The 15393-nt window shown below is 58.3% G+C and carries 16 protein-coding genes; 12 read left to right on the top strand and 4 right to left on the bottom strand.

Annotation, left to right across the window (positions count from 1 at the left end; translation table 11 throughout):
- Window positions 1-453 precede the first annotated feature (453 nt).
- The 3 genes from L972_RS03500 to L972_RS03490 form a co-directional block, all read right to left on the bottom strand.
- Window positions 454-894 (bottom strand): flavodoxin, encoded by a 441-nt coding sequence (locus L972_RS03500; protein WP_019445214.1) that lies wholly within the window; start codon window positions 892-894, stop codon window positions 454-456.
- A gap of 90 nt (window positions 895-984) precedes the next feature.
- Window positions 985-1758 (bottom strand): tRNA pseudouridine(65) synthase TruC, encoded by a 774-nt coding sequence (gene truC, locus L972_RS03495; protein WP_047435594.1) that lies wholly within the window; start codon window positions 1756-1758, stop codon window positions 985-987.
- The gene (locus L972_RS03490) at window positions 1755-2090 is read right to left on the bottom strand and encodes a YqcC family protein (protein ID WP_005338596.1); all 336 of its coding nucleotides are present in this window, start codon (window positions 2088-2090) and stop codon (window positions 1755-1757) included. Before L972_RS03490 ends, truC begins: the two co-directional genes overlap by 4 nt.
- A gap of 276 nt (window positions 2091-2366) precedes the next feature.
- Here L972_RS03490 and L972_RS03485 point away from each other — a divergent pair, with 276 nt between their 5' ends.
- From L972_RS03485 to L972_RS03465, 5 genes are all read left to right on the top strand, one after another.
- Window positions 2367-3407: a DUF3549 family protein gene (locus L972_RS03485; protein WP_047435592.1), complete on the top strand. Its 1041-nt coding sequence runs from the start codon at window positions 2367-2369 to the stop codon at window positions 3405-3407.
- A gap of 111 nt (window positions 3408-3518) precedes the next feature.
- The gene (locus tag L972_RS03480) at window positions 3519-3818 is read left to right on the top strand and encodes a DUF3301 domain-containing protein (RefSeq protein ID WP_047435589.1); all 300 of its coding nucleotides are present in this window, start codon (window positions 3519-3521) and stop codon (window positions 3816-3818) included.
- A gap of 74 nt (window positions 3819-3892) precedes the next feature.
- Complete coding sequence (locus L972_RS03475; protein ID WP_047435586.1) at window positions 3893-4129, top strand: DUF2789 family protein; 237 nt, start codon at window positions 3893-3895, stop codon at window positions 4127-4129.
- 84 nt (window positions 4130-4213) lie between these two features.
- Window positions 4214-4510 carry a hypothetical protein gene (locus L972_RS03470; protein WP_047435583.1) on the top strand — a complete coding sequence of 99 codons (297 nt, stop codon included), beginning with the start codon at window positions 4214-4216 and terminating at the stop codon, window positions 4508-4510.
- Window positions 4511-4513: 3 nt separating this feature from the next.
- Window positions 4514-5299, top strand: a complete 786-nt coding sequence (locus L972_RS03465; RefSeq protein ID WP_047435581.1) for a Zn-ribbon-containing protein — start codon at window positions 4514-4516, stop codon at window positions 5297-5299.
- Window positions 5300-5391: 92 nt separating this feature from the next.
- On the opposite strand, the gene syd is transcribed toward L972_RS03465, so the two are convergent.
- Window positions 5392-5940, bottom strand: coding sequence for a SecY-interacting protein (gene syd / locus L972_RS03460; RefSeq protein ID WP_047435578.1), 549 nt, complete (start codon window positions 5938-5940; stop codon window positions 5392-5394).
- 204 nt (window positions 5941-6144) lie between these two features.
- On the opposite strand from syd, the gene queF reads away from it, so the two are divergent.
- The 7 genes from queF to L972_RS03425 all read left to right on the top strand — a co-directional run bounded on the left by queF (window position 6145) and on the right by L972_RS03425 (window position 15369).
- Entirely contained in the window at window positions 6145-6993 is an 849-nt protein-coding gene (gene queF / locus L972_RS03455; protein ID WP_047435576.1) for an NADPH-dependent 7-cyano-7-deazaguanine reductase QueF, read from the top strand.
- Between the two features lie 210 nt (window positions 6994-7203).
- Window positions 7204-9486 carry a tetratricopeptide repeat protein gene (locus L972_RS03450; protein ID WP_047435574.1) on the top strand — a complete coding sequence of 761 codons (2283 nt, stop codon included), beginning with the start codon at window positions 7204-7206 and terminating at the stop codon, window positions 9484-9486.
- An 83-nt stretch (window positions 9487-9569) separates the two neighbouring features.
- Window positions 9570-11186, top strand: coding sequence for a GGDEF domain-containing protein (locus tag L972_RS03445; protein ID WP_047435571.1), 1617 nt, complete (start codon window positions 9570-9572; stop codon window positions 11184-11186).
- A gap of 148 nt (window positions 11187-11334) precedes the next feature.
- On the top strand, window positions 11335-12690 hold the full coding sequence (gene ppnN, locus L972_RS03440; RefSeq protein ID WP_019445906.1) for a nucleotide 5'-monophosphate nucleosidase PpnN: 1356 nt from the start codon (window positions 11335-11337) through the stop codon (window positions 12688-12690).
- A 135-nt stretch (window positions 12691-12825) separates the two neighbouring features.
- The gene (gene xni / locus L972_RS03435; RefSeq protein WP_047435568.1) at window positions 12826-13626 is read left to right on the top strand and encodes a flap endonuclease Xni; all 801 of its coding nucleotides are present in this window, start codon (window positions 12826-12828) and stop codon (window positions 13624-13626) included.
- Between the two features lie 159 nt (window positions 13627-13785).
- A complete protein-coding gene (locus L972_RS03430; protein ID WP_005349723.1) occupies window positions 13786-14793 on the top strand; it encodes an isocitrate dehydrogenase in 1008 nt (335 codons plus the stop codon).
- Window positions 14794-14910: 117 nt separating this feature from the next.
- Complete coding sequence (locus tag L972_RS03425; protein WP_005358627.1) at window positions 14911-15369, top strand: hypothetical protein; 459 nt, start codon at window positions 14911-14913, stop codon at window positions 15367-15369.
- Window positions 15370-15393 lie beyond the last annotated feature (24 nt).

The following is a 15393-nucleotide window of genomic DNA, read 5'->3' as shown; positions in this document are numbered from 1 at the left end:
ATATATCCAAGTGACAAGCAGATGCGATTATATGGAGCATGCCAGCTGGGTGATATGACAACACTCACAAAATGAAGGCTCATTGCCAAACCACAACAAAAAGCACAAAAAAAACCCTCAAAAACAACAAGCAAGCAGAAATAAAACCCAAAATGGCATATTTAAAGCAATAAAAAACCACTTGAAAGCGATACCAACAAAAATATAAGCCATCAAGAAATGTCTCATTAGCTCCACAATTCTTTAAAAACATGATTGAAATCGCTTTCAGCGATTGAACTATTGAGAAAGAACTATGTACATATTTCCACACGAAAGAGGACTCAAAAGAGAAAAAAATAAAACAACAACAGAGATAATTTATGGGAACATATGAGAAATGACAGTTCACAAATAACAATCCCCTGCCGGTTAAGGATCAGGGGATTGATATGGCTCTTTTTCAGAGAATATTCAGGGCTGAATATCCCACTTTTTCAGCCAACTGAGTGCCACCTGTTCGGGTTCATCGTGCACGGTGGCATCCAGCTCCAGCGGGGGCATCACTCGCGTGGCCCCCAGCTCTTGCAGCAACCCGTCCAGCCGACGGCCCGCGCCACAAAAATGGTCATAGCTGCTGTCGCCCATGGCAATCAAGGCATACCGCAGCCCCTTGAGCCAGGGCGCCTTGTCAGCCAGCTCGCTGGCAAAGGGCTGCAGATTGGGAGGAATGTCCCCCTGCCCGGTGGTGGCACTGACCAGCAATAAAAAACGGCCGGGGTCGATGTCCGCCAGCCGTGCTTCTTCGTGCAGAGAACAGTGATGCCCCTTGCGTTCCAGCTCATCTGCCAAGGTCTCGGCCACCAGCATGGCTGCGCCATAGACAGTTCCTACCACGATATCGATCTGCGCCATTTTCCTCTCCCTGCTTGAGTCACTCTTTTGAGCAACTCTATCAGCAAGCTGGCGTCAGATGCCACCGGTTCAAGGCTGAGGATAAGGCGCTTAGTAGTCGCTCTCGCTGGCGGGCCAGCCCAGCTCGGCAAACAGGCGCAGCACATTCTGACCGAGCGGAGCCTGGATCCGCATCGGCACCTTGAGCACCGGATGGGTAAAGCTCAGGGTGCGGGCCACCAGCAGCAGCCGTTCACAGCCAAAGTGCTCGCGAAAGAAGCGGTTGTGACGACCATCCCCGTGGGTGGTATCCCCGACGATGGGGTGGAACAGGTGATCCATATGGCGGCGCAGCTGATGCTTGCGGCCGGTCTTCGGGAACAATCTGACCAGACTGTAGCGACTGGTGGGGTGCTTTTTGGAGACCGCGTGGGGCAGCTCGACCTGATGCAGGCGACGGAAGGTGGTGACGGCATCCTGCGCCGGGCGATCCGGGTTGCTCATGGCATCGGCAATCTTGTCCAGCTGCTCCTTGAGGGGATAGTCGATCACCCCCTGCTCGGGCGCCCAGCCACGCACCAATGCCAGATACTCCTTGTGCACCTGACGTTGGGTAAAGGCTTCAGTGAGTGCGCGGGCAATCACCGGATCGAGCGCAAACAGCAGCACGCCTGAGGTGGGTCGGTCGAGACGATGCACCGGATAGACATGGCGACCACCAATGAGATCCCGGGTCATCTGCATGGCAAAACGGGTCTCACCCTTGTCGAGCCAACTGCGGTGCACCAGCAGACCAGACGGTTTGTTGACCGCCACCAACCACTCATCCTGATAGAGCAGGGTCAGCTTCAAGTCACTCTCTTCTCGGGTTTGATCTGGCATCATTGTTCGATCACTTTGCCGGAAAGCAGCAGATCGAAGCGGGCGATCAGGCGCAGCAGCGCTTCTGCTTCGGCCAGATCTTCTTTGTAGACTTCGCTGGCCATGGGATAGAGGGAGACGCTGGTGGGCAACGGCGCCTGCAACATAACCAGCTGCTCCATGCGCGGGATCAGCACGAACTGCAGCCACTGATCAAAGCTCAGGGTATCGACACAAAAAGGCAGGGTGCTTGCCAGGGCTTCGTCACCGGGATGGTCAGCTTGCCAGCGCTCGAGGCGCTGCAACTCGGCGGTGAGTTCCCCCAACAGGCCAGCTACCAGCAAATATTGATTCATCTCGCTCTCTTCCTCATAACCACAGATTGATCCGCTGACCCGACAGGGTCAGCCAGGATGCAAAAAAATTCCGTCACGCAGCACCGGCGATTCAGCCGGCTCATCGACATACACGGCAGCCAGCGCGGCCTGCCGCCTTTAAAAAAGGGCGATACTATACACCTCCCCCCGCATGGCTGCCATGTTGATATCTACCGCAGCGCACGTCTGCTGCCACTGGCTATCCTCGGCAAGGGCCTTATAATCGGCCCGCATCACCATTAGCCGGATCTCACCATGTCTGCGACGCCTACTGCCATCAATACCTTGACCGAATTTCTGACTCAGGCTGGCACCCAGTTCCAGCTGTTTGACATGGGCCGCCAGGTGCGGTCACTGGCAAGCGATACCTTTGTGCGCATCGAACAGCAGCAGGAGCCCTACCCCTGGCCGCTGCAACAGCACGCCTGGCTCGGTGTGCACTTCTTCCAGCCGAGCGAGTCTCGCCACTACCTCTGGTTCCTCAAATTCGCCCTCGATGAGCGCGGCCTGCTGATGTCAAATGGTCCCAAGCTGTTCATGGATCAGGTGGTGGAGACCCTGGGCTACAAGCTCACCGGCGATCTGGATGAAGAGAAAGCCCAGCGCTTGGCCGACAATCCCTACACCTTCCGCCCGGCGGAGGCCAAGATGGCCAGTCTGCACGCCAAGCTGGCGCGCCAGCTGGAGCAGGCCCCTTCCGCCTATTACGATGCCCTCTGCCACTATCTGGCCGCCCCCAACGACACCGGTTGGCAAACGCTGGGGCTGCAGGGCTTTGCCGATCTGGCCGAGCGACTCCATGATGAGCGCAATCTGGCGCTGATCTGCAAGGCGCTGCCCAAACTGCCGCAAGAGCCGCTCTACGCCCTCTGCCAGAGCCTTGAAAACGCCCCGCTGCCGCCAGCAGTACAAGGCGCCCTGCTCGAGCGGATCGGCAAAGAGCAGGAGTGCGCCGCCCCCAACCCGGAGACTCTGGCCTACCTCTGCCGCGCGATGGCCTCCTGCCCTGGCAGCACGCTGCGCACCAACAAGCTGCTGACCCTGCTGCAAACCCAGCCGAGCCCTGCGCTGCTGCTCGCCATCGCCGGCCGGCTCTGGCCCGATCTGAAAGATGCCAATCTGCTCAGCCACTATCTGGAACAACTGGCACTGCAACCAACCCAGTTCTTCAATCAGGTTTTTGCCGAGTTGGTCACTTTACCGGCCCTGCGCAATGATATGCTGGCCAGACTGCGCGACCCCGACCGCAGCGATGCGCTGGGCAAGGCCATCGGCCGTCTGTTTGCCTCGGCCTGATCCCTCGCCTCCCCCTCACGCCACGAGGCAACACGGCGGGAAATAGAAAAGGAGATCGGGAGTGCCGAGCAGGACTCCCGATTATCGACATCACGATAAGGAAGCCCGCCTATGGGAGAGATGCTCGGAATTTTGTTGCTGATTGCCGTAGCCGGCCTGTTCTGGCTGCAACGCCAACAGGCAGAAGTGGCCTGGCAATACATGCGCCGCTACTGCCAGCACCATGATCTGCAACTGCTGTCACTGGCTCGCCATCGGCGGGAGCTGGCACATAATCCCCTGCGGCTGCTGACTCACTATCAGTTTGAATTCTCCAGCGATGGCGAGAGCCACTATCAGGGCACCCTCAAGATGCAGGGGCTGCACATCGTAGGCGTTGATCTGCCACCCCATCGCATCCCCTCAGCCTGATCTCCAATCTCGTCTCTGCGCCCGATGGCTGTGCCTGTCTATAATCTCAGGGATTAAACAAAGGGAGAGACGAGATGGAACCCCTTGTCCACGATCTGCCAGCCCTGTTTGCCCAGCTCGGGATGGCCAACGACGAGCTGAGCCTGCACCGCTTTGTGCACGACCATCACCTCGACAATGAGACCCTGCTGCCGGAGGCCAGTTTCTGGAACGCCGCCCAGGCCAGCTTTCTGCGCGACGCCCTGTGGAACGACTCCGACTGGTGCGAGGCGATCGACCAGCTAGATGTGATGCTGCGCCAGCCCCGCTAAGCCGCCCGCCCCTTTCCTCCCCTGCCGGCTTTGGTTAAGATCCCGCCCCGATATCGATCCCTCCTTCTCACCCAGAGCATGCTTATGTCCGCCCACGAGATCATCCGAATTGCCAACGAGCTGGCCGCCAAGGGCCTGACGCCCACCACCGCCATGATCAAGGCCCGCCTCACCCAGCCCGTGCCGATGGCCGAGCTACTGAAAGTGCTGAGCCAGTGGAAGCAGCAGCCCATCGCGACCGCCGAGAGCGAGATCCAGCAAGAGGCAGCCCCTCAGCAAGCGCCGGAGCTCACCCTGCAGCAACTCGCCGAACAGCTCGCGCGCATCGAACAGAAGGTAGATCGCCTGACCGACATGCTCCTCCAGCAGGGGCAAGGCTGAACCATGTATATCGTCGAACTCTGCTTTGAGTGTTACCGCGATACCTCCCTTGGCGACGCCGAGCGGGCCATCGTCAACTACCTCGACATGCTGCGTTATCAGGGCCAGATCCTCGGGCGGGAGTTCCCCACCAGCATGCACGACGGTTATTTCGTCAGTCGGGTGGTTTGCCCGGAGCAGGATAGCCTGCACCCCGACAACCAGAGCGAGCAGGTCAAACTGGCCGAACAGCAGCTCAATCAGGCCGGGCTGCTGGCGCCGAAACTCCAACTGCAGGGGGCGGATCTGCTCTCCGACAGCACAGATCCTTGCGGCCAGCAGGGCGAGCGGCCGAGCTGGATGCTGCTCTACACCAGCTTCCTGCACACCTGCTCGCCGCTGCGCTGTGGCGACCACTTCGCCCCCATTCCGCTCTACCAACTGCCCGCGGTCGCCAACGGCGATCAGAAACAGATCATCAAGTGGCAGGAGGATTGGGAGGCGTGTGATCAGTTACAGATGAACGGCTCCATCGCCGAACATGCGGCGCTGCACGAAATCGGCGAAGTGGGCAGCCGCCTCTACCGGCGCGGCAGCGATCTGGCCAAACGGCTGGAAGTGCTGAGCGGCATCCCCACCTACTACTACCTCTACCGGGTGGGCGGGCTGAGCGCTGCCGAGGAGAAGGCGCGCCCCTGCCCCAGCTGTGGCGGTGAGTGGGCGCTGGCAGAGCCGCTGCACGAGATCTTCGACTTCAAGTGCGACAGCTGTCGCTTGGTCTCCAACCTCTCCTGGGATTTCAAGGATTAAGCGCGTTCCCTGTACGCGATGCCATAAAAAAGAGCCTTGCCGCATGGCAAGGCTCTTTTCGTTCCGATGGGTAACCATGGCTCGAACAGGTGCTATTGCGGCAACGTCTCCAGCCGCTCCAGAAACGCCGGTAAGGAGGGAGCCAGCGTCAGACGGCGGCCAGAATCGAGCCACTCCAGCCACACCTGACCACTCTCGTTATCCAGCGAGATGAGCGTCATCTCGTTGCGGGTGGTGGCAATAAAGATGGAGGGGGTTCGTTTTAGCTTGCGCAGCATCAGCAAGTGGCCGATGAGGTTCTCCCTGAGCAGGTCGAGATCCGCGTCGTTCCACGGCAAGATCAGTTCAAGGCGCAGCCCCTTGAAAAGGCAGGGCACAGGGCGGCTGAACCAGTGTCCGAACAGGGCAATGGCGCCGGGATGAATCGTCAGCTCAAGGGCATCGGCCATGGCTGTAAAATCGGCGGGTTCGGGGCGCTGGTGAGGGCGCCAGGCCACCCGACCATCGGCGGGCTCACCAAGCTGGCAGGGGGAACGCCAGTCCGCCTCCCACTCGCACAGGGGCAGGCCTCGTCTGGCCTCGCCATCCTGTTGCCAGCGGGCAAAAAAGTGCTCCAGGGCAGACAAAACTTGATCCGACATCGAAAATCCCCACAATTGCTGGCAAAGTCCGCTATTGCACCACCAAACCCGGTAACAGACAAGGTTGCCAGCCGACCTTGCGACCCGAGAAACAGAACCCGGGATACAGAGAGGCCGACGCCCAAGCCAAACGGCTGCAACCATCCGGCCCTGCAATGGCCCGTTTCATTCCACTCATCATGAGCAGATTACGTGAGCAACCCTGTGAGCAAACAAGATAGATACGCCGGGGCCAGCGCCCTGACCGGCCTGAGCCTGGGCCAGCAATCCGATTACATCAACCAGTACACCCCCTCCCTGCTGCAGCCGGTTCCACGTAGCCTGAACCGGGATGATCTCCAGCTGGGCGATGACCTGCCCTTTAGCGGTTGCGATGTCTGGACCCTCTATGAGCTCTCCTGGCTCAATGCCAAGGGCAAGCCTATGGTGGCGGTGGGTGAAGTGACCATTCCTGCCACCAGTGCGAACCTGATCGAATCCAAATCCTTCAAGCTCTACCTCAACTCCTTCAACCAGACCCGTTGCGACTCTATCGAGGCAGTCGCCGCCATGCTGACCAAGGATCTGAGTGCCTGTGCGGGCGAGACCGTCAAGGTGACCCTGTTCCCCCTCGACAAGGCGCCGCACCAGATTGCCCAGCTGCCCGGCGAGTGCATCGATGAGCAGGATATCGAGGTGGACAATTACGAGTTTGATGCGTCCCTGCTGCAAGGGGCGGCCGGTAGCGAACAGGTAGAAGAGACCCTGCACAGCCACCTGCTCAAATCCAACTGTCTGGTGACCAGCCAGCCGGACTGGGGCTCCGTGGTGATCCGCTACAAGGGGCCGAAACTCGATCGGGAGAAGCTGCTGCGCTATCTCATCTCGTTTCGCCAGCACAACGAGTTCCACGAGCAGTGCATCGAGCGGATCTTTATCGACCTCAAACACTATTGCCAGCCTGAGCAGTTGACCGTCTATGCCCGCTATACCCGCCGTGGCGGCCTCGACATCAACCCGTTCCGCTCCGATTTCGAAGCGGTGCCCGCCAACCTGCGTCTGATCCGCCAATAAAGTCGAGTTGCGACAGAGAGGGCAGTCGCACTGCCCTCCATGACGGGCAAAAAGGTTTCAATCGATGCTTTACGCAGCTGGGATAAGGGTGCTGGATAATAAAATCCAGACGAAACCCACTTGCCGGCCACCAGCAAACCACAGTAAACGCTGGACTCGCAGGGGGGGGCTTGGATAACATGCCAACACCTCTGCGCCGTCCTTAATCCAATGAATCAACTGTTTTTTCTGGCCATGATGATGTCCTCCCTGTCAGCTCCGAATCTGGATCTGGACAAGGAGCAACTCTCTATCGATCTGCAACAAGCGCAATCGATGGTACTGACCGATCCTGCCAGATGCGTCCAGATCACCACCGCCTTCCTGACGCGCACAGCCAATAATCCCCAGCAAATCATCAGCAATCGCCAGGAGTTCGGTTATCGCGAGCCCATCCTGAGTTACAGCACGGCGGCCCAGACCATAGGCGCCCACCTGCTCAAAGGGGAGTGTCTGCTGCAACTGGGCCAATATCAGGCCACCCAGCAAGCGCTCGACAAGGCGATGGCGCTGGCAGACAAAGAGCAGCAACCGGAACTCAAGGCTCACGGCCTCTATCTCAAGATCCGCAGCCAGGCCCTCAAACCGGATAACCAGAGCACCAGCCGCGCCCTGATGGATCAACTGGACGAACAGTTGACCGTCCCCACGCTCAAGCAGAGCCAGCTCCAGATTTATGGCCGCCTGCAACGCACCAGCTACGACATCGAGAACCAGCACTTCGATGATGCCAAGGCCCACTTGGCAGATGCGCGGATCTGGGCCGCCAAGACCCCCAATCCCCTCGCCAGTGCCTGGGTCAGCGCCATCAGCGGCGACCTTTATCGTGCGCTGCAGCAGCCACAGCTGGCGCTGGGGGAATATATCGATGCCCAGCAACAGGCCAAAAGTCTCAATGACCCGCTCTTTCTCGGCCTGCTGTCGAACCAGATAGTCAAACTCTACCAGCAGGAGCAGGAGCCACAGAAAGCGCTGCAGTATGCCAATGAGGCGGCCAACTACTTCCACTCCATCGGCAACCCTTCCCTGCTGTGCGACTCCCTCATGGTGCTGGCGCGACTCAACCGCGAGCAGGGCGACCTCAATATGGCGCTGGTCTACTTCTTCAATGCGCTGGATCTGCTCGATGAGGGGAGCAACCGACCGCAAGCCTCCCTGCTCAAATACGAAATCGGCAAGACCTACCTGCAAAGCGGCAACCTCTCGCTGGCCAGCAACTACCTCAATGCGGCTCGTCAGTCCCATGAGCTGAGCGATGCCAAAGAGCCGCTGATCGATACTCTGCTGCTGCTCGGCGAGCTCTATCTGAAGAAACAGGAGGCCGCCATCGCCATCCTGCAGTTGGAGAACGCCCGCGCGCTGGCCAATCAGCTCGGCGATACTCGCCGTCAGTACGAGGTATTCCGCCTGTTGTCGCTTGCCTATGAGCAGAAGGGGTATCTGCGTCAGGCACTCGACAGCTACAAGCGCTTCCACCGTCTTGGCGAGGAGGTGCGCCAGCAGGAGCAAGCTATGGAGCAGGCGGCGATCCGCAACAACTATGTCCAGGTCGAGCGGGTGCAACATATCAAGGAGCTGGAGCAGCGACTTAACAACAGCCAGCATCAGCAGGAGCGCTATCTCTGGTCGAGCATCACCACCAGCCTGCTGCTGGCGCTTTTTATCTACCTCTTCTTCACCCTCTGGCTCAAGCTGCGTACTGCCCGCCTGCAACTGAAACGGACCAATGAGGCCCTGCTGATCGAGCCACGCTCGGGGCTGGCCAACTGGCAGCGGCTGATGAACCGCTGGCCGCGGGAGATGGCAAAGCGCCAGCTGAAATCGGATCGCTGGTACCTCAGCGAGCAGCCCTCCAGCGAGTTCGATGACAAGCTTCACTATCTGCTGTTCCGGGTACCTTTCCTGGTCAACACGCTGGAGCGCCACGGCTATCAGGCCAGCAGAGAAATCGAGCAGGCCTTTGGTGCCTATATGGACACCCTGACCCCGCAAGATGGCCGTATCTATGACTTGCGTGAAGGACACATGCTCTATGTGGTGCCACAGCGCCATGTGACCAACCTGCATCAACTGGCGGGAGACCTGCTGACCGCCATCGCCGCCTTCCCTTGCAACTATCCGCTGGATCGCCGGATCAGCCTCGGGATTGTCAGTCACCCCTTCCTGCCGAAAGCGGCGACCGCGCTCGATCACAATGGCCTGTTTGACCTCTGCTATCTCGCCCTGTCGGGAGCCATTCAGCTCAGTGAAAAATGCCAGCAAAACGCCTGGTTGGAGCTGGCTGCGATCGATTGCCAACAAGCGGCATTTTTTAATGGAGATGTGTGGCAATGTGGCCTGATGGCAATTGACAAGGGACTGGTAAAAGTCAATTCTTCTCATGAAAAGCAATGGGTTAATTGGCCCAGCCTTGCAAGGAAGCCGGCAGCCGATAACCACCAGGAAACAATGTAGATAACAGGCGAGGATCGAAACCAAGTTCGACCACTGTTGCTATCCAACACCAAAAACAATAATGACAACAGGGCGACCTGATAATGAATGACATCGCTGCCGTAGCAGGACAATTGGCAAGACTCAGGGAATCCCTTCAGCAAAAACAGCTGGAACTCGACGGCGTACTGTCGTTTTCCGATGCAGAGCGTGCCCGTGGTATCCAGTTTATCAACAAGTTGATGCTCTCCTGCCGTGGCTTCGACCGCGAGCTGGACAATCGCTTCGCCAAGCTCAAGCAGAAACTGGATAATAATCCCGCATTTACCGCGCTAGACGAGGATCTGCTGGCCATTGAAAAACTGCTGCAGCAGCACAGCAATGCGCTGGAAGAGTCGATCACCCTGACCCAAACTGCCATCGATCTTGGTTCCAAACAGCTGAAAACCATCAAGGGCTTCCCGGAAGAGACCCGCAAGTCCCTCAAGGAATTTCTGGCAAGTCCCGCCGGTTACGGCATTGCCGATCACCAGAAGAAGGTGATCAAGCTGCTGGAGTTCTACCAGCAGGCGATCAAGATCCAGCTGCTGCCAAGTCAGCCCCTGTTGGCACCTTCAGGTGCAACTCAACAAGAAAGCGATACTGCCAGCAACGATTGCCAGCCAGATGTCGACCCATTTGATCTAAAGGATCACGCTCGCATCGCCGATGAGCTCCAGCGGCTTATCACCGAACTCGACTTTGCCGGCGCCATCGGCGAGAGCCTGAGCGATATTCGCCGTCAGCTGCTGATCGGGATCAACCCTGCCCTGCTGGCGGAAACCTGCCTGCAGGTGATCGAGCTCATCATCGAAGGCACCCGTGAGGAGCGCAAAGCCTCCCGCGCCTTCCTCAGCTCCCTCAACGAGAGCCTGTCCGCGGTACATGTCGGGTTTACCGAATCCCTCGATGAGGGGCGTGCGCTGCAAAACGAAACCCGCGAGACCCGCGAGGCGCTGGTCAACGAATTGCAGGCAATCGATCACTCCCTGGCCAGCCATAACTCCATCGATGCGCTCAAGCGCGCCATCTCCGGCCATATGGGCGCCATCAACCTGCTGCTGCAAGAGCGTGACAGCACGGCGGCGCGGGAGCGTCACCTGCTCACCCGCCTCTCCACCATGGAGTCCAAGCTGCGCTTGATGAAGGAGGAGACCGCCGAGTACAAGAAACGGCTGACCATTCAAAAACACAAGCTGTTCCTCGACAGCCTGACCCAGGTACACAACCGGGCCGCCCTCGATGAACGGCTGGAGCAGGAATACAAACGTTGGCTTCGTTACCGCACTCCGCTCTGCATGGCGATCATCGACATCGATCACTTCAAGAACATCAATGACAACTACGGCCATATGGCGGGTGACAAGGCGTTGAAAGTGGTCGCCAAGGCGCTGCAGAGTGCGCTGCGTGACACTGATTTCATCGCCCGTTTTGGTGGAGAAGAGTTCGTGGTGTTGCTGCCCAACATCAACCCGGACAAGTTCCAGAAGCCGCTGGAGACCCTGCGCCAGACCATCAAGAGCATCCCGTTCCGTTTTCGCGATGCCAAGGTGGAGATCACCATATCCATCGGTGCAACCCTGTTCAAGGATGGGGACAACCCATCAGATGTGTTCGAGCGGGCGGACAAGGCGCTCTACCACTCCAAGCACACCGGTCGGGATCAAGTGACACTGGCCTGACAAGCGGCTAAAAAAACAGCGAACAGTCATCGCCCTATTTCCCTCCACCCTCTGTTACCACTACTATCGATCTCAGGGGATGCAACATAGCATCCCCTTTTCTCCCCAGGGAAAAACACAACGATAACAAGTGAGTAAAGGGGAACCTATGATTACGCACATCAATCCCGTTGGCAGCATGGATTTGCTGTCACAGCTCGAGGTGGATCGCCTCAAGCAGACTGCCTCCAGCGATATCTATCAACTGTTTCGCAACTGCTCGCTGGCAGTGCTCAATTCCGGTAGCCATACCGACAGCTCCAAGGAGATCCTGGAGCGCTTCAAATCGTTCGATATTCATGTGATCCGGCGCGAGCGCGGGGTCAAGCTGGAACTGTTCAATGCCCCCGAGCACGCCTTTGTGGATGGCGAGATCATTCGCGGCATTCAGGAGCACCTCTTCTCGGTGCTGCGCGACATTCTCTATGTCTCCAACCAGCTTGAATCGAACCGGCTGGTCAACCTCACCAATTCGACTCATATCTCCAACGTGGTGTTCGCCATCCTGCGCAACGCCAAGGTGATCCTGCCTGGCGCCGATCCCAACCTGATCGTCTGCTGGGGTGGCCACTCCATCAACGAGATCGAGTACCAGTACACCCGCGCAGTGGGCAGCGAGCTGGGCTTGCGTGAGCTGAACATCTGTACCGGTTGCGGCCCGGGAGCCATGGAGGGCCCGATGAAGGGGGCCGCCGTCGGCCATGCCAAACAGCGGGTGCGCAACGGGCGCTACATCGGCCTCACAGAGCCCTCCATCATTGCGGCCGAGCCGCCCAACCCCATCGTCAACGAGCTGGTGATCCTGCCGGATATCGAGAAACGGCTGGAAGCATTCGTGCGTCTGGGCCATGGTATCATCATCTTCCCGGGCGGGGTCGGCACCGCCGAAGAGCTGCTCTATCTGCTCGGCATCATGATGCATCCGGCCAACGAACGACAACCCATGCCCATCATCCTGACCGGCCCGAAAGAGAGTGCCGACTACTTCCGTGCCATCGACGACTTCATCAAGGCGACCCTCGGTGAACCGGCGACCAAGCTCTACCGGATCATCGTTGGCGATGCGCCTGAAGTAGCCCGAGTGATGAAAGAGGCGATGCCGAAAATTCGCGAATACCGCAAATCGGTCGGTGATGCCTACTCTTTCAACTGGTCCCTCAAGATTGAGCCGGAGTTCCAGCTCCCCTTCGAACCGGATCACGCCAGCATGGCCAGTCTGGATCTGCACCGCAACCAGCCGCCCCAGTTGCTGGCCGCCAACCTGCGTCGTGCTTTCTCCGGCATCGTCGCTGGCAACGTCAAGGAAGGGGGCATTCGCGCCATCGAGAAGAAGGGCCCCTTCAAGCTGCACGGAGACAAGGAGTTGATGCACCTGATGGACAAACTGCTGGAGAGCTTCGTCAAGCAGCAGCGGATGAAGCTACCGGGCAGCCAGTATGTGCCCTGCTACGAAATCGTCCGCTAGGATACAGATACATCATCGACAGAGGGGCGCATCGGCGCCCCTCTTTATTGGCTCAATGCCTTCCCGACCGCCATCAATCCCCCATAAGGCGAGCGGTTTGTTACAATGGGGCGTCCCGACCGCCAAGAGTGCCCCATGTCAACTATCCGGCCACACCTGCTCATCATCGATGCCCTCAACCTCATTCGCCGTCTGCACGCGGTACAGGCCCAGCAGGCACTGACCCCAGCCCAGGCGCTGGTTGCAACCCGCGCCAACCTTATCAATACCTGCCGCAAGCTGCTGGCCAATAGCGAGCCGACCCATGTCATTGCCGTGTTTGATGGCGAGGTGCATAGCTGGCGCAAAGAGGTCTATCCGGCCTACAAGGAGGGGCGAACCCCCATGCCCCCCGAACTGCGTGAAGGGCTGGCGACCCTGCAGGATGCCTTCTGGGAGTGCGGTGTCGATGCCCTGCTCTCCGAGACCGATGAAGCGGATGACCTTATCGCCACCCTCGCCAGCGGCATCGCCAGCCATGGCCATCAGGCGACCATCATCTCCACCGACAAGGGGTTCTGCCAACTGCTCTGCCCGCAGATCCGGGTGCGCGACTACTTCAACAAGCGCTGGCTGGATGCCGCCTTCGTCCAGCAGCAATATGGGGTAGCCCCTGCTCAGCTGGTCGACTTCTGGGCCCTGACCGGTATCAGCGGTTCCAATATCAAGGGGGTTCCGGGGATCGGCCCCAAGACCGCCACCCAACTGTTGCAGCAATATAGCAATCTGGCAGCCATGCTCGAAGCCTGTCAGCAAGAGGACGCCGCCAAGCCACTGCTCAAGCTGCGCCAACATAAGGATGAAGCCCTGCTGGCCCAGCGGCTGGTGCACTTGCAGCGGGATATTCCGCTGGGATTCAACCTGCGGGACATCCGCTACCCGCCCCAGCCAGACTAAAGTGCCGAACAAAAATGCAGGCAAGGGCGTGAACCATGACGAGACTCACCCTCGCTGTTGATAAAAGTGAGTAGAATGTAAAGGAATGTGGTTGGTTTGCTGAGTAAATGCTATAAAGCAGCCCCATCCTCCCCTATACCCTGGAAGTGGAACCCTCTCATGTCCAAAAGAAAAATTACCGTGATCCCCGGCGACGGCATCGGCCCCAGCATCATTGAATCAGCCATCCAGATCCTGACCCATGCGGGCTGTGACTTTGAGTACGAATACGCTGATGCGGGTCTGGTTGCCCTCGAGAAGCATGGCGAGCTGCTGCCCCAGGCTACCCTGGATCTGATTGAGAAGAACAAGGTGAGCCTGAAAGGGCCATTGACCACCCCGGTCGGCGGCGGTTTTACCTCCATCAACGTCTCCCTGCGCAAGAAATTCAACCTCTACGCCAACGTGCGCCCGGTCATCTCCTTCAAGGGCACCAGAAGCCGTTACGACAACATCGACATCATCACGGTGCGTGAAAACACCGAAGGGATGTACTCGGGTGCAGGTCAGAAGCGCAGCGATGACAACAAGAGTGCCGAGGCGATGAGCATTATCACCCGCGAAGGGGCCGAGCGCATCGTCAAGTTTGCCTTCGAGCTGGCCCGTCAGGAAGGGCGCAAGAAGGTCACCATCATCCACAAGGCGAACATCCTCAAGTCAACCTCCGGCCTGTTCCTCGAAGTAGCACGTGAAATCGCCAGCCACTACCCGGATATCCAGAGCGAAGAGATGATCGTCGATGCCGCCTGCATGAATCTGGTGATGTACCCGGAGCGTTTCGATGTCATGGTCACCACCAACCTGTTCGGCGACATCCTCTCGGATCTTTGCGCCGGTCTGGTCGGCGGCCTTGGCATGGCACCCGGCGCCAACATCGGCGATGGCGCGGCCATCTTCGAAGCGGTCCACGGCTCTGCCCCCGACATCGCAGGCAAGAACATTGCCAACCCGACCTCGGTGATCCTCGCCTCCATCCAGATGCTGGAGTACCTCGGCATGCAGGATAAAGCAGAGCGGATCCGCGAGGCGGTGCGAGCTACCATCGAATCCGGTGATCGGGTCACCCGCGATCTGGGCGGCACGGCTTCCACCAGCGAATTCACCCAGGCCATCATCGATCGCCTGTGAGTTAATCCATTGATTTTAAAAGGGAGCTTCGGCTCCCTTTTTTATGTTTCCGAATCCTTTGCCACTCCCCGAACAGCAACTATGTTCAATAGAGAAGAAGAACAGGGAGAGTTTTTCATGAAGGGATACGGGTGCTATCTGGTTTCGGGTCTACTGCTGGTGTGTGGCACTGCCAGTGCTTTCGAGCAGGATCAACAGACCCAAACCGCCAAACTGCCGCAGCAGGAAAAACGGACTGCCACCGAGGTATGGCGCTCGAGCCTGAATACCAACGACCTGCTCAAGGCACCCAAACCCCTGTCGTTTGGTATTGAAGTCTCCACCGACAACTTTGGCAATCAAAAGATCACCTCCTACCCGCAGCTCAATCTGACCCCGGAAAAGAGCGTCAGTCTGTCGGTTGAACGCTTCAGACCCAAGGTCAAGTTCAAGGCTGGCGGAATGAACACCGCCCTCAGGCTGAGAGGAGACGGGATAAAGATGCAATTCAATCCGGTCGACAAAACCATCCCGCTGCAGATAGAGATCAAGGTGACCGACGACGAATCCTCCCTGCGCCTCGATTACCGTTTCTGATATTTTCCGGCAGCCGAATAGCAA

This window comes from Aeromonas sp. ZOR0001 (genome assembly GCF_000801015.1).
GTDB classification, from domain to species: Bacteria; Pseudomonadota; Gammaproteobacteria; order Enterobacterales; family Aeromonadaceae; genus Aeromonas; species Aeromonas veronii.
The sequence above is the reverse complement of the archived record's forward strand: the minus strand, read 5'-3'. Positions and strand labels throughout refer to the sequence as shown.

What these genes read in the sequence shown, in the direction of transcription:
- L972_RS03500 (WP_019445214.1), bottom strand. Translation starts at nt 894, where the DNA reads ATGGCGCAGATCGATATCGTGGTAGGAACTGTCTATGGCGCAGCCATG.
- truC (WP_047435594.1), bottom strand. Translation starts at nt 1,758, where the DNA reads ATGATGCCAGATCAAACCCGAGAAGAGAGTGACTTGAAGCTGACCCTG.
- L972_RS03490 (WP_005338596.1), bottom strand. Translation starts at nt 2,090, where the DNA reads ATGAATCAATATTTGCTGGTAGCTGGCCTGTTGGGGGAACTCACCGCC.
- L972_RS03485 (WP_047435592.1), top strand. Translation starts at nt 2,367, where the DNA reads ATGTCTGCGACGCCTACTGCCATCAATACCTTGACCGAATTTCTGACT.
- L972_RS03480 (WP_047435589.1), top strand. Translation starts at nt 3,519, where the DNA reads ATGGGAGAGATGCTCGGAATTTTGTTGCTGATTGCCGTAGCCGGCCTG.
- L972_RS03475 (WP_047435586.1), top strand. Translation starts at nt 3,893, where the DNA reads ATGGAACCCCTTGTCCACGATCTGCCAGCCCTGTTTGCCCAGCTCGGG.
- L972_RS03470 (WP_047435583.1), top strand. Translation starts at nt 4,214, where the DNA reads ATGTCCGCCCACGAGATCATCCGAATTGCCAACGAGCTGGCCGCCAAG.
- L972_RS03465 (WP_047435581.1), top strand. Translation starts at nt 4,514, where the DNA reads ATGTATATCGTCGAACTCTGCTTTGAGTGTTACCGCGATACCTCCCTT.
- syd (WP_047435578.1), bottom strand. Translation starts at nt 5,940, where the DNA reads ATGTCGGATCAAGTTTTGTCTGCCCTGGAGCACTTTTTTGCCCGCTGG.
- L972_RS03450 (WP_047435574.1), top strand. Translation starts at nt 7,204, where the DNA reads ATGAATCAACTGTTTTTTCTGGCCATGATGATGTCCTCCCTGTCAGCT.
- L972_RS03445 (WP_047435571.1), top strand. Translation starts at nt 9,570, where the DNA reads ATGAATGACATCGCTGCCGTAGCAGGACAATTGGCAAGACTCAGGGAA.
- ppnN (WP_019445906.1), top strand. Translation starts at nt 11,335, where the DNA reads ATGATTACGCACATCAATCCCGTTGGCAGCATGGATTTGCTGTCACAG.
- xni (WP_047435568.1), top strand. Translation starts at nt 12,826, where the DNA reads ATGTCAACTATCCGGCCACACCTGCTCATCATCGATGCCCTCAACCTC.
- L972_RS03430 (WP_005349723.1), top strand. Translation starts at nt 13,786, where the DNA reads ATGTCCAAAAGAAAAATTACCGTGATCCCCGGCGACGGCATCGGCCCC.
- L972_RS03425 (WP_005358627.1), top strand. Translation starts at nt 14,911, where the DNA reads ATGAAGGGATACGGGTGCTATCTGGTTTCGGGTCTACTGCTGGTGTGT.